The organism is Epibacterium sp. MM17-32 (genome assembly GCF_022348205.1).
Taxonomy (GTDB): Bacteria; Pseudomonadota; Alphaproteobacteria; order Rhodobacterales; family Rhodobacteraceae; genus Epibacterium.
Map to the genome: position 1 here is coordinate 1 of NZ_JAKRFC010000005.1, position 20,115 is coordinate 20,115.

The 20,115-nt window shown below is 62.2% G+C and carries 20 protein-coding genes; 12 read left to right on the plus strand and 8 right to left on the minus strand.

Annotated elements, in window-relative coordinates:
• Nucleotides 1-221 precede the first annotated feature (221 nt).
• Together guaD and MHM88_RS09635 are read right to left on the minus strand one after the other, a co-directional pair.
• Nucleotides 222-1,526: a guanine deaminase gene (gene guaD, locus MHM88_RS09630; protein ID WP_239363677.1), complete on the minus strand. Its 1,305-nt coding sequence runs from the start codon at nt 1,524-1,526 to the stop codon at nt 222-224.
• Nucleotides 1,527-1,649: 123 nt separating this feature from the next.
• Nucleotides 1,650-2,909 carry a urate hydroxylase PuuD gene (locus MHM88_RS09635; RefSeq protein WP_239363678.1) on the minus strand — a complete coding sequence of 420 codons (1,260 nt, stop codon included), beginning with the start codon at nt 2,907-2,909 and terminating at the stop codon, nt 1,650-1,652.
• Nucleotides 2,910-3,018: 109 nt separating this feature from the next.
• Between MHM88_RS09635 and MHM88_RS09640 the strand changes: the two genes are divergently transcribed.
• Nucleotides 3,019-3,933, plus strand: a complete 915-nt coding sequence (locus MHM88_RS09640; protein WP_239363679.1) for a LysR family transcriptional regulator — start codon at nt 3,019-3,021, stop codon at nt 3,931-3,933.
• Between the two features lie 62 nt (nt 3,934-3,995).
• On the opposite strand, the gene uraH is transcribed toward MHM88_RS09640, so the two are convergent.
• On the minus strand, nt 3,996-4,352 hold the full coding sequence (gene uraH, locus MHM88_RS09645) for a hydroxyisourate hydrolase (RefSeq protein ID WP_239363692.1): 357 nt from the start codon (nt 4,350-4,352) through the stop codon (nt 3,996-3,998).
• Between the two features lie 199 nt (nt 4,353-4,551).
• Here uraH and puuE point away from each other — a divergent pair, with 199 nt between their 5' ends.
• The 3 genes from puuE to MHM88_RS09660 all read left to right on the plus strand — a co-directional run bounded on the left by puuE (nt 4,552) and on the right by MHM88_RS09660 (nt 7,988).
• Nucleotides 4,552-5,967 (plus strand): allantoinase PuuE, encoded by a 1,416-nt coding sequence (gene puuE / locus MHM88_RS09650; RefSeq protein ID WP_239363706.1) that lies wholly within the window; start codon nt 4,552-4,554, stop codon nt 5,965-5,967.
• Entirely contained in the window at nt 5,964-6,470 is a 507-nt protein-coding gene (locus tag MHM88_RS09655) for an ureidoglycolate lyase (protein ID WP_239363709.1), read from the plus strand. The genes puuE and MHM88_RS09655 overlap by 4 nt, the downstream gene beginning before the upstream one ends.
• Nucleotides 6,471-6,548: 78 nt before the next feature.
• A complete protein-coding gene (locus tag MHM88_RS09660; protein ID WP_239363716.1) occupies nt 6,549-7,988 on the plus strand; it encodes a uracil-xanthine permease family protein in 1,440 nt (479 codons plus the stop codon).
• Between the two features lie 68 nt (nt 7,989-8,056).
• Here MHM88_RS09660 and MHM88_RS09665 read toward each other — a convergent pair whose 3' ends face one another.
• Complete coding sequence (locus MHM88_RS09665; protein WP_239363718.1) at nt 8,057-8,887, minus strand: bifunctional allantoicase/(S)-ureidoglycine aminohydrolase; 831 nt, start codon at nt 8,885-8,887, stop codon at nt 8,057-8,059.
• A 185-nt stretch (nt 8,888-9,072) separates the two neighbouring features.
• Here MHM88_RS09665 and MHM88_RS09670 point away from each other — a divergent pair, with 185 nt between their 5' ends.
• Nucleotides 9,073-10,341, plus strand: a complete 1,269-nt coding sequence (locus MHM88_RS09670) for a glycerate kinase (RefSeq protein ID WP_239363726.1) — start codon at nt 9,073-9,075, stop codon at nt 10,339-10,341.
• Here MHM88_RS09670 and hpaR read toward each other — a convergent pair.
• Nucleotides 10,338-10,772 carry a homoprotocatechuate degradation operon regulator HpaR gene (gene hpaR / locus MHM88_RS09675; protein ID WP_239363729.1) on the minus strand — a complete coding sequence of 145 codons (435 nt, stop codon included), beginning with the start codon at nt 10,770-10,772 and terminating at the stop codon, nt 10,338-10,340. The two genes, MHM88_RS09670 and hpaR, sit on opposite strands and share 4 nt — an antisense overlap.
• A 128-nt stretch (nt 10,773-10,900) precedes the next feature.
• Here hpaR and MHM88_RS09680 point away from each other — a divergent pair, with 128 nt between their 5' ends.
• The 7 genes from MHM88_RS09680 (at nt 10,901) to MHM88_RS09710 (ending at nt 17,844) form a co-directional block, all read left to right on the plus strand.
• Nucleotides 10,901-11,296: a 5-carboxymethyl-2-hydroxymuconate Delta-isomerase gene (locus MHM88_RS09680; protein WP_239363731.1), complete on the plus strand. Its 396-nt coding sequence runs from the start codon at nt 10,901-10,903 to the stop codon at nt 11,294-11,296.
• On the plus strand, nt 11,293-12,804 hold the full coding sequence (gene hpaE / locus MHM88_RS09685; RefSeq protein WP_239363738.1) for a 5-carboxymethyl-2-hydroxymuconate semialdehyde dehydrogenase: 1,512 nt from the start codon (nt 11,293-11,295) through the stop codon (nt 12,802-12,804). Before MHM88_RS09680 ends, hpaE begins: the two co-directional genes overlap by 4 nt.
• 98 nt (nt 12,805-12,902) lie before the next feature.
• Entirely contained in the window at nt 12,903-13,883 is a 981-nt protein-coding gene (gene hpaD, locus MHM88_RS09690) for a 3,4-dihydroxyphenylacetate 2,3-dioxygenase (protein ID WP_239363741.1), read from the plus strand.
• A 102-nt stretch (nt 13,884-13,985) separates the two neighbouring features.
• Nucleotides 13,986-15,398 carry a pyridoxal-dependent decarboxylase gene (locus MHM88_RS09695; RefSeq protein WP_239363756.1) on the plus strand — a complete coding sequence of 471 codons (1,413 nt, stop codon included), beginning with the start codon at nt 13,986-13,988 and terminating at the stop codon, nt 15,396-15,398.
• Nucleotides 15,398-16,255 carry a fumarylacetoacetate hydrolase family protein gene (locus MHM88_RS09700; protein ID WP_239363759.1) on the plus strand — a complete coding sequence of 286 codons (858 nt, stop codon included), beginning with the start codon at nt 15,398-15,400 and terminating at the stop codon, nt 16,253-16,255. The genes MHM88_RS09695 and MHM88_RS09700 overlap by 1 nt, the downstream gene beginning before the upstream one ends.
• Nucleotides 16,252-17,052: a 2-oxo-hept-4-ene-1,7-dioate hydratase gene (hpaH, locus tag MHM88_RS09705; RefSeq protein WP_239363762.1), complete on the plus strand. Its 801-nt coding sequence runs from the start codon at nt 16,252-16,254 to the stop codon at nt 17,050-17,052. The genes MHM88_RS09700 and hpaH overlap by 4 nt, the downstream gene beginning before the upstream one ends.
• Before the next feature lie 12 nt (nt 17,053-17,064).
• On the plus strand, nt 17,065-17,844 hold the full coding sequence (locus tag MHM88_RS09710) for an aldolase/citrate lyase family protein (protein ID WP_239363764.1): 780 nt from the start codon (nt 17,065-17,067) through the stop codon (nt 17,842-17,844).
• An 81-nt stretch (nt 17,845-17,925) separates the two neighbouring features.
• Here the strand turns inward: MHM88_RS09710 and MHM88_RS09715 are convergent, their stop codons facing one another.
• The 3 genes from MHM88_RS09715 to MHM88_RS09725 all read right to left on the minus strand — a co-directional run bounded on the left by MHM88_RS09715 (nt 17,926) and on the right by MHM88_RS09725 (nt 20,035).
• Nucleotides 17,926-18,249, minus strand: coding sequence for a hypothetical protein (locus MHM88_RS09715; RefSeq protein ID WP_239322082.1), 324 nt, complete (start codon nt 18,247-18,249; stop codon nt 17,926-17,928).
• A gap of 131 nt (nt 18,250-18,380) precedes the next feature.
• On the minus strand, nt 18,381-19,715 hold the full coding sequence (locus MHM88_RS09720; protein WP_239363766.1) for a DUF4139 domain-containing protein: 1,335 nt from the start codon (nt 19,713-19,715) through the stop codon (nt 18,381-18,383).
• On the minus strand, nt 19,691-20,035 hold the full coding sequence (locus MHM88_RS09725) for a DUF4140 domain-containing protein (RefSeq protein WP_239363768.1): 345 nt from the start codon (nt 20,033-20,035) through the stop codon (nt 19,691-19,693). Before MHM88_RS09725 ends, MHM88_RS09720 begins: the two co-directional genes overlap by 25 nt.
• Nucleotides 20,036-20,115: the final 80 nt, after the last annotated feature.

Sequence of the window (20,115 nt, forward strand, 5' to 3'; positions counted from 1 at the left end):
CCCGCACCACAAAACCTCAAACCAACCTCCCCCTCACACCCAAATCCCAAACCCAAACCCCTTATCCACAATCAAACCAAACTTACCCACAGACTCGGCGGCGGAAACAAATCGGAATCGCGTCCGAGACTCCCGACACGAATCCACCACCCCTCAAAAGAAACAGGCGCAGAGGGAAAACCCACCGCGCCCGTCGCATTCCATAAATACCTTGCTGGACGTCAGCTCCGTGGTTTCATCGCCTCGCCCGCCACATAGGTTTCTGCCACGGCCCGATCATCGCCGAGCATCTGCAGGATGAACAGCTCTTCGCTCAGCGAGGTGGCCGCCTCTGCCCTGAGTGCCATTGCCGGGGTGGCTTTTGCATTCAGCACTACGATGTCGGCCTCCGTTCCAGCATCCAAGGTGCCGATCTGATCGACCTGCCCCAGCACCTCAGCATTGCCACGGGTGATCCAGTGGAAGGCGCGCAGCGGGTGCAGCTTCTGGTTCTGCAACTGGAGGATCTTGTAGCCCTCGTTTAGAGTCTGCAGCATCGAATAGCTGGTGCCCGCGCCAATATCGGTGGCGATGCCATTAAGGATGCCCTTGGCGCGCAGGCCCGCATCATCGAACAGACCGCTGCCGAGGAACAGATTGGACGTCGGGCAGAACACCGGTTTGCCCCCGGTTGCGGTCAGAAGCTCAATCTCGCGCGGCTCCAGATGGATCGCATGCCCCAGCAGGGTCTTATCGCTCACAAGCCCGTAGCGTTCATAGATGCCAAGGTAGTCCGGCGCCTCTGAATAGAGGTTGAGGGTAAAGTCGATCTCGTCGCGGTTCTCAGACAGATGGGTCTGCACATAGGCGTCGGGGTGTTCTGCAACCAAGGCCCCGGCGGCCTCCAGTTGCGCGGGCGTTGAGGTAATCGCGAACCGAGGCGAAATCGCGTATGATGCCCGCCCCTTGCCGTGCCAGCGCTCGATCAGCGCCTTGGTCTCGTCATAGCCCTGCTGCGCCGTATCAGTCAGCCCCTCGGGTGCGTTGCGGTCCATCATCACCTTGCCGCCGATCATCCGCATATTGCGGCGGGCGGCTTCGGCGAAATAGGCGTCGGCCGAGGTGGGGTGCACGGAACAGAAGGCGACTGCCGTGGTGGTGCCATGACCCAAGATCAGATCGAAGAACCCGCGGGCCATCCGTTCCGCGTGCGCAGGGTCTGCAAACTGCACCTCCGCAGGGAATGTATAGGTGTTGAGCCAATCTAGGAGCTGTTCACCCCAGGAGGCGACCACCTGCACCTGTGGGAAATGCAGATGCAGATCGATAAAGCCGGGCATCAGGAGATGCGGGCGATGATCCACCACCTCTGCCTCGGGGGCTTGCGCAGAAACCGCGCTGTAGTCCCCATGTGCGGTGATAACGCCATCCTGGATCAGGAGAGCGCCGTCCTCGAGATAGCGATAGGCGGCGGTATCCTCGGGGCCAGCGGGTTCGGACAGGAAGCTCAGCGTGCGGCCACGCAGGATCTTGGCGGGAGAAGACATCGGTTAGCCTTTCACGAATAACAGGGTCGGAGGCCCCGCAGCCACGGCGCCGGTCGGAATGGGATAGGTCGGAGTGGTGAGTCGTCTGAGGGTGGACAGGCAGCCTAGGGGACCGGCTGGCTGTCAGTTGCCGGCCAGATAAAAGGGCAGCTCTGCCGCACCATCGGCATACCATTTGCGGATCAGCGCGCGCTCTTCCTCTTCCATATAGGTCACATTGGCGGGCGGCATTGCGTGGGTCGCGCCAGCCTGCAAGTAGATCTGACGCGCATATTTCGCCACATCCGCAGGGGTCTCCAGCAGCACGTTCTTGGGCGCGCGACGGATGCCCTCATAGTAGGGTTCGCGCGCATGGCACATGGCACAGCGCCCGGGCACCGTGCTCATGATGTCTTCGAAGTGCTCCGAGCCGGCAAAGGCCAGCTCGGTTTGGGTCAGCTCTCGTGCCTCGGAGTCCTCATAGGTGTCCTGCATCAGCGGCGCCTGGCTCAGCGCCATGATGGCAATGAACAACAGGATGGTCACGGGCCAGGTCCAGGTCGGATTGCCGGTGCCGGCGTGGCAGGTGTTGAAGTAATGACGGATCGTCACCCCCATCAGGAACACCAGCGCCGCGATCAGCCAGTTATACTCGGTGGCAAAGGCCAGCGGGTAGTGGTTGGACAGCATCAGGAAGATCACCGGCAAGGTCAGATAGTTGTTATGGGTCGAGCGCAGCTTGGCGATCTTGCCATACTTTGCATCCGGCGTGCGGCCTTCCTGCAGGTCTTTCACCACGATGCGCTGGTTCGGCATGATGATGAAGAACACATTGGCCGTCATGATGGTGGCGGTAAAGGCCCCCAGATGCAGCATCACGGCGCGTCCCGTGAAGATCTGATTATACCCATAGCCCATGGCCACCAGCAGCACGAACAGCAGCACCATCAGCAGCGTCGGCTTCTCGCCCAAGGGCGATTTGCACAGGAAATCATAGACCAGCCAGCCCACGCTGAGCGATGCGCCCGAAATCAGGATGCCCTGCCACAGGGCCAGATCGGCCTTTGACGCGTCGATCAGATAGAGCTCGCCGCCCGCCCAATAGACGATCATCAACAGGCCAGCGCCAGAGAGCCAAGTGGCGTAACTCTCCCATTTGAACCAGATCAGATGGTCCGGCATGTTTGCGGGCGCCACCAGATATTTCTGGATGTGGTAAAAGCCACCGCCATGCACCTGCCATTCTTCGCCATGGGCACCGACCGGCAAATGCGGCACCTTCCGCAACCCGAGATCCAGCGCCACAAAATAGAAGGACGATCCGATCCAGGCGATGGCGGTGATGACGTGTAGCCAGCGGACAGCAAAGCCCAGCCAGTCCCACATGATGACAAGCTCTTCCATAGCTCACTCCTTGCGCGTTTGCCCTGACCCTAGGCGAGCGGGTTATTTTCGTGTATCAGGAAAAAATTCCAAGCTGCTTCAAACATAAGCTAACAATGAAATCCCCGTCATGGCCTATCTGAACAATATCCGCACTTTCGTCCGCGTCTATGAGCTCGGCAATATGTCCGCCGCAGCGCGGGACATGCGCATTTCTGCCGCCGTGGCCTCGTCGCGGATTTCTCAGCTCGAAGAACACCTGAAAGTGCGCCTGTTCCAGCGCACCACGCGGCTGCTGCACCCCACGGAGCAGGGCCAGCTGTTCTATCATGGCGCGGTCAAGATCCTGGAAGCGGTCGAAGAGGCGGAGGCCGACATCTCCAATGTGACGCAAACCCCGCGTGGCACGCTCTATGTGGCAGCCCCGCTGGGATTGGGGCAGCGGCTGATCGCACCGGCGGTGCCGCAGTTCAATGCCGCCTACCCGCTCATCAATATCCGTCTGCGCCTGTCGGATCGCAAACTCGACCTCGCCGCCGAGGGTCTCGATGCGGCGTTCTTTCTGGGATTGCCCGAAGATTCCAATCTGAAGATTCGCAAGATCACCGATTGTCCGCGGGTGCTCTGCGCCTCGCCTGCCTATATCGCAGAGCGCGGCATGCCCGGCACAAGCGCCGAGCTGAAGACCGACGCCCATGATTGCCTCAACCTGCGCTATCCGGGTGCTCCGGAATTTCAATGGCCCCTGCATGGCCCGGATGGCATCCGCCGCATTGCCGTCACGGGTCCGTTTGAATCCGATCACGGCGATGTCCTGACCCAATGGGCGCTGGATGGCCACGGCATTATCCTCAAGCCGGTGTTCGAGATCTCTGAACATCTCGCTGCGGGGACGCTGGTGCCGGTGCTACCGGACGAGCCCCCTGCCACCATTCAGATGGCCTGCCTTTACATGCACCGCCGCCATCAGGACCCCAAGGTGCGGCTGTTCCTCGACTTCATGGTGGACCACATCCTGGCGTCCCTTCCGAGTGATGCGGCCTGAAACATGAACAAGGGGCGGCGCCTCCCGGCCCGCCCCTTCATCTTTTACCAAATACCTATTGGTCAGCTGCCCCGATAGGTGGAGTAGCCATAGGGCGACAGCAACAGCGGCACGTGATAGTGAGCGTCCGCATCACTCATGCCGAACCGGATCGGCACTTGATCCAGAAACAGCGGATCCTCCCCCGGCTGGCCTGTCTCGCGCAGATAGTCGCCGCAGAAGAAGATCAATTCATAGGTTCCAGTCTTGAACGTGTCTGTCGGCAAAATCGGGCTATCGGTGCGCCCATCGGCATTTGTCACCGTTTCGGCGATCTTCTTGTGGGAATTGCCCGTCACCCGATAAAGCGCGATCTTGATGCCCTGAGCCGGGCAGCCTCGCGCGGTGTCCAGAACATGTGTGGTCAGATATCCGGTCATCTCTCGCCTCTCTTGTCCGGCATCACAGGATCGCCCCGTTGCCAGTCATCTCTCGCTGAATTTGCCACTATATTGCGCGGGCCCGCCTTAGGATGCACGCAGAACCATCAAACAGCACTTTCAAAAATTGTGGTAAAGCCCCGCGCCCACTTTCAATGTATAACACGTAAACCACTTGCAAAGACCCGGAGACCGACACGTGACACGCTACCCTCGTGACATGCGTGGATATGGGGCGCATGCCCCCCATCCCGCCTGGCCCAATGACGCAAAGATCGCTGTGCAATTCGTGCTGAACTACGAAGAGGGCGGCGAAAACTGCACCCTGCATGGCGATGCGGCCTCCGAGGCCTTTCTCTCCGACATCCCCGGCGCGGCACAATGGCAGGGCCAGCGCCACTGGAATATGGAATCGATCTATGAATATGGCGCGCGCGCAGGCTTCTGGCGTCTGCACCGCCTGTTCACCGGCGCGGGCATCCCGTTGACCATCTATGGCGTCGCCACCGCCCTTGCCCGCAGTCCCGAACAGGTGCAAGCGATGAAGGACGCGGACTGGGAAATCGCCTCCCACGGCCTCAAATGGGTCGAACACAAGGACATGCCCGAGGATGAAGAGCGCTCCTCCATCAAGGAGGCGATCCGCCTGCATACCGAGGTGGTCGGAGACCGTCCGCGCGGCTGGTACACCGGTCGTTGCAGCGCCAACACCGTGCGTCTGGTCGCCGAAGAAGGCGGCTTTGATTATATCTCAGATACTTATGATGACGACCTGCCCTATTGGCTCGAAGTGGGCGACCGCGATCAGCTGATCATTCCCTACACGCTTGAGGCCAACGATATGCGCTTTGCCACGGCCCCCGGCTGGGTCACCGGCGAGGATTTCGGCAGCTATCTGACCGACGCCTTTGATGCGCTTTATGCCGAAGGCGACGCAGGCGCGCCCAAGATGATGACCATCGGCTTGCATTGCCGTCTGGTGGGGCGTCCGGGCAAAATCGCCGCGCTCAAACGCTTTATCGATCATATCCAGAGCCACGAGGGCGTCTGGTGCCCGCGCCGCCTGGAGATCGCTGAACATTGGGCCAGCACCCATCCCCATCAGCGTCGCACTCGTCCCAGCCAAATGGACCGCGAGACATTTGTGGCCACATATGGGTCGATCTTTGAACATTCCCCCTGGATTGCGGATCGCGCCTTTGACCTCGAACTTGGCCCGGCGCATGACTGCGCGGCGGGTGTGCACAACGCGCTCTGCCGCATGTTCCGCACCGCAAGCGAGGAAGAGCGCCTCGGCGTGCTGACAGCGCACCCCGATCTTGCGGGCAAACTCGCCGCCGCCGGTCGCCTGACAGCCGAGAGCACCTCGGAACAGGCCAGCGCCGGGCTGGACATGCTGACCGACGAGGAGCGCGAGACCTTCACCGCGATGAACAACGCCTATGTGGAGAAACACGGCTTCCCCTTCATCATCGCGGTGCGCGACCACGACAAGGCCTCGATCATGGCGGCGTTCCAGCGCCGCATCGACAATGACCGCACCACGGAATTTGCCGAGGCCTGCAAACAGGTCGAACGCATCGCCCAGTTCCGCCTGATGGACCTCCTGCCATGACCCGAGAGCTGCGCGCCCGCCCGCTGACTGCTGCCGCATTTGCCGCCTTTGGCGATGTGCTGGAGCCAAAGCCAGAGGCCGACAAGATTATCAATCAGGGCAAATGCGGGCGGCATCACGACCTTGCGCTGCTGGACTTTGCGGATGGCCGCGCAGGCATCAGCCTTTTTGACGCCGAAGCCCGCCACCTGCCCTACCGGGTGGAGCTGGTCGAACGGCACCCGTCCGGCAGCCAAGCCTTCGTCCCCCTCAACGGCGTTCCGATGATCGTGATCGTCGCCCCCGATGCGGGCGGCGCTCCCGGCACACCCCAAGCCTTTCTCAGCCAGCCGGGCCAGTCGATCAACCTGCACCGCGGGGTCTGGCATGGCGTCCTCGCGCCCTTTGAAGCGCCGGGTAAATACATCGTCGTCGACCGGATCGGCGACGGCGCAAACCTCGAAGAACACTGGTTCGATGATCCCTGGATCGTCACCGAGGTCTTATCGCACGCGGAGGGCTGACCTCCGTCCCAGCCACTGCGATTCATCCCGGCCCACCAAACGAGGCCGGAAGTGTCGCCAACCAACAGGGAACTGAAAATGTCTGATACGTCTATCGGGACGCCGGAGCAGCTCCGCGATCCCGACTACATGCCCCCATTGGGCAAAGCCATCCCGCTGGGCATCCAGCACGTGCTGGCGATGTTCGTCTCCAACGTGACGCCGGCGATCATCGTTGCCGGAGCGGCGGGTTTTGGGTTCGGATCGAACTCCCCCGACTTTCCGGAACTCCTCTACCTGATCCAGATGTCGATGCTCTTTGCCGGTATCGCCACATTGATGCAGACGCTGACACTGGGTCCAGTGGGCGCACGGCTCCCGATCGTACAGGGCACCTCCTTTGCCTTTCTACCGATCATGATCCCGCTGGTGGCGGGCAAAGGCGTCGATGCCCTTGCCGCGCTCTTTGGCGGGGTGCTGATTGGCGGCTTGTTCCATGCCTGCCTCGGCCTTGTCATCGGCAAGATCCGCTTTGCCCTGCCGCCGCTGGTGACCGGCCTTGTGGTCACAATGATCGGCCTCGCGCTGGTCAAAGTCGGCATCCAGTATGCCGCAGGTGGCGTTCCGGCCATCGGCACGCCGGAATACGGGTCACTGCTGAACTGGTCGGCGGCGCTGGTGGTGATTCTGGTGACGCTGGGGCTGAAGTTCTTCACCCGCGGCATGCTGTCGGTCTCCGCCGTGCTGCTCGGGCTCATCGCCGGGTATATCTACGCGCTCATGGTCGGCATGCTGAGCGTGGATTCGATCACCGGCAGCTGGGGCAATGCCGCCGCTTTTGCACTGCCGCAGCCGTTCAAATACGGGTTCGAGTTCTCCTTCGCTGCCATCCTGGGCTTCTGCCTGATGGCCTTTGTCTCTGCCGTTGAAACCGTGGGCGATGTCTCGGGCATCACCAAAGGCGGCGCGGGGCGCGAAGCCACCGATACCGAAATCGAAGGCGCGATTTATGCCGACGGGTTTGGCTCTGCCCTCGCCGGCGCCTTTGGCGCTATGCCCAACACCTCCTTCAGCCAGAACGTCGGCCTGATCGCCATGACCGGCGTCATGAGCCGCCACGTGGTGACCTGCGGCGCAATCTTCCTGATCGTCTGCGGCCTCATCCCCAAGGTTGGCGCGCTGATCCGCACCGTCCCGATCGAAGTGCTCGGCGGTGGGGTCATCGTGATGTTTGGCATGGTGGTCGCCGCCGGGATCTCGATCCTGTCGGATGTGGACTGGAACCGGCGCAATATGGTGATCTTTGCGATCTCGCTGTCCATCGGACTCGGTTTGCAACTTGAACCTGCCGCCTTGCAGCACATGCCGGACACCGCGCGGATCCTGCTGACCAGTGGCCTGTTGCCCGCCGCAGTGATCTCCATCACGTTGAACCTTCTGCTCCCCGACGACCTGACGGATGAGAGCACGGAAGAGGTTTCCGGTGGCCTCTCGGGTCACTCCAAAGGCTCGCTCGGGACCTCGCGCGACGCCCACTGACGGGCACCAGAATAACGCAAAAGGGCCGCATCACGCGGCCCTTTTTCCGTTTGATAACCTGCCTGCCCTCAGCGCAATGGCGCAAGCGGCATGTGGCGGTTCACATCCTTATAGAGCAGATAGCGGAACTTGCCCGGCCCACCCGCATAACAGGCCTGCGGGCAGAAGGCGCGCAGCCACATGTAGTCACCGGCCTCGACCTCGACCCAGTCCTGGTTGAGCCGGTAAACCGCCTTGCCCTCCAGCACATAGAGCCCGTGCTCCATCACATGGGTCTCGGCAAAGGGAATGACCGCGCCCGGCTCAAAGGTGACGATGGTCACATGCATGTCGTGGCGCAGATCCTCGGGATCGACAAAGCGCGAGGTCGCCCATTTGCCCTCGGTCCCCGGCATCGCCGTTGGTGTCACCTCCTGTTCGTTGGTGACAAAGGCCTGCGGCATGTCGAGCCCGTCAACCGCCTGATACGCCTTCCTGATCCAGTGAAACCGCACCGGCGCATCATTGGTGTTGGTCAGCTTCCACTCCGCCGATGGCGGCAGGAACGCATAGCCGCCCGCGCCCATTTCATGCGCCTGACCGTCGATGGTCAGCACCATCTGCCCCTCGACCACAAACAGGACCGCCTCAACCCCGGCCTCGGTTTCCGGCCGCTCGGAGCCACCACCGGGCAGCACTTCGGCAATGTAATGGGAAAAGGTCTCGGCAAAGCCGGACAGCGGTCGCGCGATCACCCAAAACCGAGATTTGCCCCAGAATGGCATCAGGCTACAGACGATATCGCTGTTGGTGCCCTTCGGGATCACCGCATAAGCCTCGGTGAACATGGCCCGGTCCGTCAGGAGCTGGGTCTGCGGTGGCAGCCCGCCATGGGGCGCATAATAGGTGGGTTTTGTCATCACATCGCCTTCTTGAAATCTCTCGCCCCATCAAACCGCGCCGCTGCGCTCAGGCCAATCCTTATGATGCTCCCAAAAGCATGAAGGATTATAAGGCTGCATTTGAAAGCCCGCGGCATTGACCCGGCCCGCTTGCTGTCGCCAGAATGCACCCAGCCGCCTTTCCGGGAACCAGGACCACTCCGATGCCACAAAGCCTGCAAGACACCGCGCTGGAGCTGTTCCGCTGCGCCATTGACCGCGCCGATCCTGCCGCCGCCGTGCAGGCCCAACTTAGCGCACAGCCACTTGCCCCGCTTGCGCCCGGTGGCCGTCGTATCGTGATTGCGGTGGGCAAAGCCGCTGTTCCGATGATGCGTGCGGCGCTTGCCACCCTGGCCGATGCGCGGTCCGAGGCGCTCGTCATCACCAACCCCGAAAACCGCGCAGACGTGCCCGGGGCCGAGGTCATCGCCGGCGCGCATCCCGTCCCGGATCAGACCAGTGCGGAGGCGGGGGCGCGGGTGCTCGACCTGCTCGAAGACCTCGGCGCGCAGGATCACGTCCTGATGCTGATCTCCGGCGGGGGGTCCGCCCTGATGGTGGCCCCTGCCCCCGGCCTGACCCTCGCGGACAAGGCGCGTGTGAATGAGGTTCTGCTGGCCTCGGGCCTCGACATCAACCGGATGAACCTGATCCGCCAGTCCCTCTCGGACCTCAAAGGCGGCGGTCTCTGCCGCGCCGCCGCCCCGGCCCGCGTCACCGCTTTCATTCTGTCAGATGTCATTGGCGACGATCTGCGCGCCATTGCCTCTGGCCCCACGGTTGCCCCCTTGGGCAGCAGAGGTGACGCCCGCGCCTTGCTGCAGTCCGAGGGTCTCTGGAACCAGCTCCCCGCTGCGGTTCAGGCGCATCTCAACACCCCGGAGGACAGCGCCAAAACACCCCCCGCACAGAATGTCCTGATCGGCTCCAATCGTTTCAGCCTGGAGGCGATGCGCTACCGGGCCAAGGCTGCAGGCTGGCATGTCCCCGATCTGGTGGATGATCTCACCGGCGATGTGTCGGACGCCGCCCAGCGCATTCTCGATGTTGCAACATCCACCACCACAGACCGCCCCACCGCGTATCTATTTGGCGGTGAGACCACGGTGCGCCTGACTGGAACGGGGCGCGGCGGGCGCAATCAGGAACTTGCGCTGAGGATCGCGCAGGCCACAGATAGGCTTCCGGGCGAGTGGGTCTTTCTTTCAGGCGGCACTGATGGGCGCGACGGGCCCACGGATGCGGCCGGTGGCCTTGTCACGCCGCAAACATGGGGGGCGATCACCAACTCAGGTGCCGATCCGGCGGCGCTCTTGACGAATAACGACAGCTACGCCGCCCTCAACGCCGCAGATGCTTTGGTAACTGTTGGCGGCACCGGCACCAATGTCGCCGATGTGCAGATCCTGCTGATGCGGCCCACTGCCTAGAGATCGAGCCCGTTGAGCTTGCGCAACAGATCCAGCAGCGCCTCGTAATCCTCTGCGCCCATCTTCTCGCGCGTGCGCTCGATCAGGGCGAGGCTGGCATCGATGTTCTCCTCGATCACCTGCATGCCAGACCCGGTCAGGGTAATCACCTGCCGCCGCCGGTCGGTCTCGTCCCGCGCCCGATCAATCAGACCCTTTTCCTGCAGCTTTTGCAAAATCCGCGTCAGACTCGGCAACAACAGGCAGGCCTGATCGGCAATCTGCGTCGGGTCGATCGGGCCACTTTCCTGCACCACCCGCAACACGCGCCATTGTTGTTCGGTCAGATCCTGGCCGTTCAACAACTGTCGCACCGGCCCCATCACCCGTTCGCGCGCGCGCAACAAGGCAATAGGCAAAGATCGGTCGGTTCTGGGCAATGCATGTGTCATGCAGACCTGTATCGCCGCCAAACCCTGCCTTGGCAATCACTTATCAAAGTTAAGTATTTTTCGCCGCACCCGTTGACAGGGATGCCGCACAAACATAACATGTTAAGCAGTTTGGGAGGAGGACCCGAATGCCCCATATCACCTTGGACTACGCGCCCCGGCTGGCGCAGCTTATCGACATGCAAGGCCTGTGCGACCACATCCGCCGCGCCGCCATCGACACCGGTATTCTGCCCATGGCGGGTGTGCGAGTGCGCGCCTTTGCCGCCGACTATGTCAGCATCGCCGATGGCAACCCCGACCACATGTATCTTGATCTCTCGGTGCGCCTGCGCGGCGGTCGCCCGCTTGGGGCCCGCAAGGCCGCCACCCAACAGATCTTTGACGCCGCCCGCGCCTTTCTCGCGCCTGCGATGGAAACCCACCCCATCGCGCTGTCGCTGGAGATGCGCGACATCGACCCCGAGCTTTCCCCGAAATGCGGCACCATCCGCGACCATCTGAGCACAGGAGACCCCGCATGAGCGACCTCGCCTCCAACCTCGACAAACTCGCAGGTTTTCTTGAAAAACACCGGGCATCCGGCATCACCAACCTGATCAACGGCGAGGCCCGCCCCGCCGCCTCTGGCCAAACGTTTGAAACGACCTCGCCTGTCGACGAAAGCGTGATCTGCTCGGTTGCCCGCGGTGGGTCCGAGGACATAGATGCAGCCGCAAAGGCCGCCAAAGCCGCCTTCCCCGCGTGGCGCGACCTGCCAGCGACCGAACGCAAGGCGATCCTGCACCGCATCGCCGACGGCATTGTGGAGCGGGCCGAGGAAATTGCGCTCTGTGAATGCTGGGATACCGGTCAGGCGCTGCGCTTCATGTCCAAGGCCGCCCTGCGCGGTGCTGAGAATTTCCGTTTCTTTGCCGACCGTGCGCTCTCGGCCCGCGATGGCCAGATGCTGCCCTCGCCCACGCTGATGAACGTCACCACCCGCGTGCCCATCGGCCCCGTCGGTGTCATCACGCCGTGGAACACGCCCTTTATGCTCTCGACGTGGAAGATCGCGCCCGCCCTCGCCGCAGGCTGCACCGTGGTCCATAAACCGGCAGAGTTCTCGCCGCTCACCGCCCGCATCCTTGCCGAGATTGCCCATGACGCGGGCTTGCCTGCGGGGGTCTGGAACCTCGTCAATGGCTTGGGCGAAGAGGCCGGCAAGGCGCTCACCGAACATCCTGACATCAAGGCCATCGCCTTTGTCGGCGAGAGCAAAACCGGCTCGATGATCATGGCTCAAGGCGCGCCGACCCTGAAACGGGTGCATTTTGAACTTGGCGGCAAAAACCCGGTGGTGGTCTTTGACGACGCCGATCTGGACCGCGCGCTCGATGCCGCGATCTTCATGATCTATTCTCTGAACGGCGAACGCTGCACCTCTTCCTCGCGCCTGCTCATTCAGAACAGCATTGCCGAGGAATTTGAGACCAAACTGATCCAACGCGTAAACAGCATCAAGGTCGGCCACCCGCTTGATCCCAAAACCGAGGTCGGCCCCCTCATCCACAAGGTCCATTTCGACAAGGTGACCTCCTATTTCGACATCGCGCGGCAGGACGGCGCAACCGTCGCCGCAGGCGGCAGCCGCCACGGCGACACCGGCTGGTTTGTGACGCCCACGCTCTTCACCGGGGCCACCAATCAGATGACCATCGCCCGCGAGGAAATCTTCGGCCCGGTCCTCACCGCCATCCGCTTCACCGACGAGGAAGAGGCGCTGAACATCGCCAATGACACCCAATACGGCCTCACCGCCTATGTCTGGACCAACGATGTGACCCGCGCCATGCGCTTCACCAACCAGCTTGAGGCCGGGATGATTTGGGTGAATTCGGAAAACGTCCGCCACCTGCCCACGCCTTTTGGTGGTGTCAAAGCATCCGGCATCGGGCGCGACGGCGGCGACTGGAGCTTTGAGTTCTACATGGAACAAAAGCACATCGGCTTTGCCACCGGGCACCACAAGATTCCCCGCCTCGGCGCCTGAGGCCTTCAGATTCTCCCAAATATTCCGGGGAGCGCGAGGGGCAGAGCCCCTCGTATGTCGCCCTAACATTCGGCCTGTCCATTCGGAGGAGACCCGACATGCCCATTCCCGCAGCAAACCTCTATCCGCCCTTCAACATCACCCGCCTCAGCCATGTTGAATATGGCGTCACCGACCTTGCCGCCTCGCGCGCCTTCTACGTCGACATCCTCGGCTTGCAAGTGACCCACGAAGACCAGAGCCGCGTCTATCTGCGCGCGATGGAGGAACGCGGCCATCACTGCATCATCCTGCGCCAATCCGACACGGCGGGTGTCTCCTGCCTCGGCTTCAAACTTTTTGATACCCCCGAACTCGATAAGGCCGCCGCCTTCTTTGAGGGCAAGGGCCTGCCGGTGGAGTGGATCGAACGCCCCTTCATGGGGCCCAGCTTCCGCACCCGCGATCCATGGGGTGTGCCGCTGGAGTTTTACGTCAAGATGGATCGCCTGCCCCCGATCCATCAGCAGTACAGGCTCTATAATGGCGTCAAACCCCTGCGCATCGACCACTTCAACATGTTCTCGGCCAATGTCGACGAGGCCATCGCCTTTTATGGCGAGATGGGTTTTCGCGTCACTGAATATACCGAGGATGACGAGTCCGGCCGCGTCTGGGCGGCCTGGATGCACCGCAAAGGCGGCGTGCATGATGTGGCCTTCACCAATGGAACCGGCCCGCGTCTGCACCACACCGCCTTTTGGGTGCCAACCCCGCTCAACATCATCGACCTCCTCGATCTGATGTCGACCACCGGCTATGTCGCCAATATCGAACGCGGCCCCGGTCGCCACGGTATTTCCAACGCGTTTTTCCTTTATGTGCGCGACCCTGACGGCCACCGGATTGAGATTTATTGCTCGGACTATCAGACCTGCGACGCGGATCTGGAGCCGATCAAATGGTCCCTCACCGACCCGCAGCGCCAGACCCTCTGGGGCGCACCCGCACCGCGCAGTTGGTTCGAAGAAGGCTCGCTGTTTGACGGTGCAGAAATCCGCGAAAGTGACCTCAAAGCGCAGCCGATCATCGCGCCGTAACACACCAGAGGGCGGCGCCTGACCTTGGGGAGGCGTGAAGCGCCTTCCCGGGGGGAAGGTCAGGCGCTGTCCGTGCCTTCGGCACGAACAATGGAGCATTACATGAACTGGACCGATTTCGCATCCTGGGGCCGCAAGGTCGCCGATTGGGCGCAAGACTATCACCTCACCGTGGGCGAACGCCCGGTGCGCGCGCAGACCAAACCCGGCGATATGCTGAACGCCCTGCCCGAAACCCCGCCGGAACACGGCGAGGGCATGGAGGCGATCTTTGCCGATTTTGAGGAAAAGGTGATGCCCGGTATCACCCATTGGCAGCACCCGCGCTTCTTTGCCTATTTCGCCTCCAATGCCGCCGCGCCCTCGGTACTGGCGGAATTCCTGACCTCTGCCATCGCCCCGCAATGTATGCTCTGGCAGACCTCTCCGGCGGCGACCGAGATGGAGACGCGGATGATGGACTGGCTGCGCCAATCCCTTGGCTTGCCGAGCGAATTTCGCGGCGTCATTCAGGACAGCGCCTCCTCCGCCACCCTTGCCGCCGTCCTGACCATGCGGGAACGCGCGCTCAATTGGCAGGGCAATCAACAGGGGCTCGCGGGTCAGCCGACCTTGCGGATCTATTGCTCGGCAGAGGTGCACACGTCGGTGGACCGCGCCATCTGGGTTGCGGGCATCGGTCAGGCCAACCTCGTGCGCGTACCAATCAAAGGCGACTGGCGCGGCATGGACCCCGCCGCCCTTGACGCCGCCATTGAGGCCGACAAGGCCGCAGGCCTTCACCCCGCTGGGGTCATTCTCTGCGTCGGCGGTACCGGCACCGGCGCCACGGACCCCATCGCGGACTGCATCAAAGTGGCGCAAAACCACGGGCTTTACACCCATGTGGACGCGGCATGGGCGGGTTCCGCGATGATCTGCCCGGAGTTTCGCACCTATTGGCCGGGCATTGAGGGGGCGGACAGCATCGTCTTTAATCCGCATAAATGGCTCGGCGCGCAGTTTGATTGCTCGGCACATTTTCTGCGCAATGCAGACGATCTGGTGCGCACCCTCGCCATCAGCCCGGAATACCTCAAAACTCACGGCCACGACGGCATCATCAACTATTCGGAATGGTCTGTACCCTTGGGCCGCCGCTTCCGCGCGCTGAAGATCTGGTTCCTGATCCGCACCTACGGCATTGAAGGATTGCGACAACGTATCCGCAATCACGTTGCATGGTCGCGCCAACTTCACGACGCGCTTGCGCAAGAGCCGGATTTTGAAATCGTCACCCCGCCGATGTGGTCGCTCTGGACCTTCCGCTTTGCGCCTGATGGGGCCACGGACCTTGATGCGCTGAACCTTGAGCTGGTCAACAGGATCAACGACGACGGTCGCATTTACCTCACCCAGACCCGCGTTGATGGCGCGCTGGTGATCCGGTTTCAGGCGGGCGCGTTTGAAACAACCGAGGCTGACATCATGCGCGCCCATGATGTGATCACAGAACTTGCACGAGGACTGACCTGATGCGTTTTGCCACCTACACCGCCGCCACTGAAACCTTCTATGGCGTCATCACCGACGCAGGCGCAATCGCCCTCTCGCCAGAGTTCCCTGAGTGGCCCACCTTACGGGAGGTCATTGAAAACAAGGGCCTCCACACCCTCGCCCAAGCTGCGCAGGGGCGGGATGTGACCCATCCACTCGACCAGATCACCTATCAGATCCCGGTGCCCCGCCCGGAAAAGATCATCTGCGTCGGCGTCAACTTCCCCAATCGCAACGAAGAATATAAGGACGGACAAGACGCCCCGCCGAACATGTCGCTGTTTCCACGATTTGCGCGCAGCTTTACCGGGGCGGACCGTCCCCTGATCCGCCCGCCGGAGAGCCTGCAACTGGATTACGAGGGCGAGATCGCCATTGTCATCGGCAAGGGCGGGCGCCGCATCTCTGAGGCAGACGCATATGACCATATTGCCGCGATAACCCTCTGTAATGAAGGCACAATCCGCGACTGGGTGCGCCATGCCAAATTCAACGTGACGCAGGGCAAGAACTGGGACAGCTCCGGTGCCATCGGCCCGTGGCTGGTGCCCTTCACCGCGCCAGCGCAGCTTGATGACGTGCGGATCACCACCAAGGTCAATGGCGAGCTGCGCCAGGATGATCGCACCTCCCGGATGTTGTTCCCGATCCGCCGTCAGATCGCCTATATCTCCACCTTCACCACGCTGGTTCCGGGCGACATCATCGTCACCGGCACCCCTACCGGCGCAGGCGCACGGTTTGATCCGCCAAAGTTTCTCAAACCCGGCGACGTGATCGAGGTCGAGGGCGAAGGCATCGGCATTTTGCGCAACACCGTGGAGGATGAGGCATGACCCCGGATCAACACGCCGAGGCCGCCGCCCAGCTGCTGCGCGCCGAGGAGACAGGTCAGCAATGCGGGCTCTTGTCGCTCGCCTATCCGGGCATGACACTGGATGACGCCTATGCGGTGCAAAAGGCGCTGGTGGCGCAGAAACTGGCGCAAGGTCGCCGTAAAATCGGCTGGAAGATCGGCCTCACCAGCCGCGCCATGCAGCAGGCGCTGAATATCACCACGCCGGACTCGGGTGTGCTCCTCGATGATATGGTGTTTGAGAATGCCAGCACCGTGCCAGAGGGGCGTTTTATCCAACCCCGCGTCGAGGCCGAGATCGCCTTTGTGATGAAATCCCCGCTTGCGGGCCGCGATTGCACCCGCGATGACATCCTGAAAGCCACCGACTATGTGGCCCCGTCGCTGGAGATCCTCGACACCCGCATCCTGCGCGCCGATCCCGCCACGGGGCAGGCGCGGATCATCACCGACACCATCAGCGACAACGCCGCCAATGCGGGCATTGTGATGGGCGCAAACAGGCACGCGGTCGACGCCTTTGATCTGCGCCGCGTCGGTGCGATCCTGAAACGCGATGGCGTGGTGGAGGAAACCGGGCTGGGTGCAGGCGTGCTGGACGATCCGGTCACCTCCGTGTTGTGGTTGGCGCGGCGCATGGCGGACTATGGACAACAGATCGAGGCGGGCGATATCGTCCTGTCGGGATCGTTCATCCGCCCTGTTGAGTGCCCGCCCGGAACCCAGATACACGCCGATTTTGCCGCTTTCGGCACGGTCGAGATTTCATTTGAATAAAAGAGGTTAGACATGGCCGCGCCGAAAAACCACTTCAAACAGGCCCTCGCCGAGGGCCAGCGTCAGATCGGCTGCTGGTGCAGTTTCGGCGAGGCGATCACCACCGAATTGATGGGCACTGCGGGGTTTGACTGGCTGGTGATCGACGGCGAACATGCGCCCAATGACATCCGCTCGATCCGCGACCAGTTGCTGGCGCTCGCGACCTCCAGCGCCGAAGCGGTGGTGCGGGTGCCGATCGGCGAGACATGGATCATCAAACAGGTACTGGATGCCGGCGCGCAGACCGTGCTGGTGCCGATGGTGGAAACCGCGGATCAGGCCGCCGAACTGGTGCGCGCCTGTCGTTATCCGCCCGAGGGCACACGCGGTGTCGGCGCCGCCGGAGCGCGCGCCACCCGCTTTGGCGGCACGCCGGAGTATATTCAGACCGCAGACGCGCAGATCTGCCTGTTGTTGCAGGTGGAAAACCGCATCGGCATCGAGAACCTCGATGCCATCCTCGCGGTCGAGGGGGTCGACGGGATCTTTATCGGCCCGGCGGATCTGTCCACCGACATGGGCCATCAGGGCAACTCCGCCCATCCGGAGGTCCGCGCGGTGATCGCCGACGCCATCACAAGGATCAAGGCCGCGGGCAAGGCGCCCGGCATTCTTGGCGTTACCGAAGAGGCGACGCAGGCCTATGCAGACATGGGCGCGAAGTTCCTCGCGGTCGGGATCGATGTGGTCTTGCTGGCACAGAGCGCACGCGCGCTGGCATCAAGATGGTCAGCGCACGGCACCGACTGAAGCAAGGTCTCTGCCAATGCGAACAACCCGCCGTTCCGCTTGCCCAAGGGAACGGCGGGTTCGTTTCATCGGGCAGCGGCTTCAATGCATTTGAGGCAGACCGCCGAAACGTTTCTCCAGCTCCACGCGCGGGTGACCCAGCAAACCGAAGGTACAGATCTCCACCCGGCTTTGCAGATCCACCAGACGCAGACGCCCGGCACGCGGTTTCATGTCAAACCCCTTGCCGCGCAGCATCTCGCGCAGAGTCGGCCAGCTGTCCGCCTTGGTCATGGGCTCGCTGAGATTGGCCCGCAGAAGCATCATCGATTCCGAGTCCAGACGCGCCCGCGTGCTTGCACATCCCCACGCGGTCTGCCCGTAGGCGAGGTCCTCGTTTTCGGTGGTCCGATCATCATAACTCATGGTTCACCCTCCAATCCACTCTGGTTCAAGGGTACCTGTATGAGAGGCGAAATTGGGGCACTCTATTGGTTCCTTCGCGGCCCAAAGGTACAGTTTTCTATACTCTTGAAAGATCGCGCACCCCGCATGCGCTACCGCAGAACCTTGCCTTCGGGCCAATCCAAACGGGTATTGAGCGTGATGATCCGAACCGATCCGGGCTGCATCTCCAGGTCCCACGCAAGGATGCCGCGCTGTTTGTCGACGTTTTCTTCTGAGGGCGTGGGGCTGGCAGACCATGTGATTTCCAGATCCTCCTGTTCGCTGAACGGCACCAGATCAAGCACCCGCACCGGCCAGACCTGACCGGTGAGGTTTTCCACCTCGATCTCCGCCACGGTGTCGCGCTGGTTGCTGCGCGAAATCACGCCGCGCCCGCCTTCGCTCTGATCCAGAAGATCCCGTTTGATGCGCAAGCCATCAATGGGGCCAAAGCCCAGATCCCGCTCGGCCTCGGGGGGCAGCCCCTCGAAATACCCGGACCCGATCAACTCTCCGTCGACAAGAAAGCGGCTGTTGGCGCTGGCGAGCAACTCCTCGCCGCTGGTGTTCGCAACGCGCGCGATGCGAAACGCGGTGGGATCGCGGCGCGGCACCGCCCGGGCGGAGACCTCTGCGCTCAGGGTGACAGCCGGAAGATTTAGATAGGCCAATTCCGCCCCCGAGCGCAGGCTGACAGGCGCATCAAAGCTGTAAGAAACCCCCGCCTCGCTGGCGACGACACCAAGAGAGGCGCCACGGGTCTCGGCAGCACTCGGGGCCTCGATGAGGGGCTCGGCAAGGTTGCCCATTTCGCTCTCGAGGGCCATGTCGGCTGTGAACCGCTGCTTGGCCTGTTGTTCGTCCTCGATCCAGCGCCGATTGGGGCGCAAGTCATGCGGATTGATCCGCTGATCCGGGGTCGAGGTAGAGACCCGCAGTGCCACATCCACCCAGTCCTCGCCGGTGGCCTGCTGGATCATCACATCCCGGCGCAAGGTAACCTGCGGCCTCACCCCTGTTTCCAGATTGAACTCGTAAGACGGCCCCCATGACACCGCATCATTGGGGTAGCTGAGGCTGAGCGGCACCGTCACCTCCTCATCCGCCTCGACATCCAGTGCGAGGAACATCTGTTCTTCATCCTGCTGCGACAGCGCCTGAAGCTCTGCCTGTGCACGGGCCAGATCTGTTTCCAGATCCTTCATTTGGCGCTGAAACCCGCGCCCCTGCGCTTTGGCCCGCAAAATAGTCTCGCGCGCCTCGGCGGTTTCCTCGCGCACCGTGCTCACCAGCGCGCGAAGCTGATCGGGATCGGGCAGTGCCGCCCCCTCGCCCCGCTTAAGCGCATTGAGAAAGGCGATCGCCGCCTCTGCCCCTTCGGCCGCCAGTCGCGCCTCCTCCGAGGTCCGGCGCAGCGCGTCTATCTGGTCCTCGATTTCTGCCACGCGCGCCTCAGCCGCCCTTGCTCGGGCGTTGAAGCGTCTTCCAGGACCGGGAAGCTCTCACGCAGATAAAGCCCGATCCGGCGCACGCCGGGATGGCTGACCCGAAGGCTCTCGATCTCATCCACGAAAGGCATGCCGCTAATCACGATCCGGTGGCGGCCTGCGGGCAGCGTGACTTCGGCGGTACGGGTAATCAATGCCTCGCTGGGATAGACGGTCACCGCGCTGACGCGGCTGGTGGCGGAAAAGGTCTCCGCCAATGCGGTCGTGGACAGCAGGGCCGCAGCCCCAACAAGGACAGAAGAGAGAACAAAGCGCATCAAAATCACCAAGCTGACAATAGGATGCGGCGAGCGTCTTCTGCGCAGGACAAAAAAGCAAGAGGCGCCCCCGTGGGACG

Bases quoted from the DNA above. Each gene is read 5' to 3' on its own strand.
- guaD (WP_239363677.1), bottom strand. From the start codon at position 1,526: ATGTCTTCTCCCGCCAAGATCCTGCGTGGCCGCACGCTGAGCTTCCTG.
- MHM88_RS09635 (WP_239363678.1), bottom strand. From the start codon at position 2,909: ATGGAAGAGCTTGTCATCATGTGGGACTGGCTGGGCTTTGCTGTCCGC.
- MHM88_RS09640 (WP_239363679.1), top strand. From the start codon at position 3,019: ATGGCCTATCTGAACAATATCCGCACTTTCGTCCGCGTCTATGAGCTC.
- uraH (WP_239363692.1), bottom strand. From the start codon at position 4,352: ATGACCGGATATCTGACCACACATGTTCTGGACACCGCGCGAGGCTGC.
- MHM88_RS09655 (WP_239363709.1), top strand. From the start codon at position 5,964: ATGACCCGAGAGCTGCGCGCCCGCCCGCTGACTGCTGCCGCATTTGCC.
- MHM88_RS09660 (WP_239363716.1), top strand. From the start codon at position 6,549: ATGTCTGATACGTCTATCGGGACGCCGGAGCAGCTCCGCGATCCCGAC.
- MHM88_RS09665 (WP_239363718.1), bottom strand. From the start codon at position 8,887: ATGACAAAACCCACCTATTATGCGCCCCATGGCGGGCTGCCACCGCAG.
- MHM88_RS09670 (WP_239363726.1), top strand. From the start codon at position 9,073: ATGCCACAAAGCCTGCAAGACACCGCGCTGGAGCTGTTCCGCTGCGCC.
- hpaR (WP_239363729.1), bottom strand. From the start codon at position 10,772: ATGACACATGCATTGCCCAGAACCGACCGATCTTTGCCTATTGCCTTG.
- MHM88_RS09680 (WP_239363731.1), top strand. From the start codon at position 10,901: ATGCCCCATATCACCTTGGACTACGCGCCCCGGCTGGCGCAGCTTATC.
- hpaE (WP_239363738.1), top strand. From the start codon at position 11,293: ATGAGCGACCTCGCCTCCAACCTCGACAAACTCGCAGGTTTTCTTGAA.
- hpaD (WP_239363741.1), top strand. From the start codon at position 12,903: ATGCCCATTCCCGCAGCAAACCTCTATCCGCCCTTCAACATCACCCGC.
- MHM88_RS09695 (WP_239363756.1), top strand. From the start codon at position 13,986: ATGAACTGGACCGATTTCGCATCCTGGGGCCGCAAGGTCGCCGATTGG.
- MHM88_RS09700 (WP_239363759.1), top strand. From the start codon at position 15,398: ATGCGTTTTGCCACCTACACCGCCGCCACTGAAACCTTCTATGGCGTC.
- hpaH (WP_239363762.1), top strand. From the start codon at position 16,252: ATGACCCCGGATCAACACGCCGAGGCCGCCGCCCAGCTGCTGCGCGCC.
- MHM88_RS09710 (WP_239363764.1), top strand. From the start codon at position 17,065: ATGGCCGCGCCGAAAAACCACTTCAAACAGGCCCTCGCCGAGGGCCAG.
- MHM88_RS09715 (WP_239322082.1), bottom strand. From the start codon at position 18,249: ATGAGTTATGATGATCGGACCACCGAAAACGAGGACCTCGCCTACGGG.
- MHM88_RS09725 (WP_239363768.1), bottom strand. From the start codon at position 20,035: ATGCGCTTTGTTCTCTCTTCTGTCCTTGTTGGGGCTGCGGCCCTGCTG.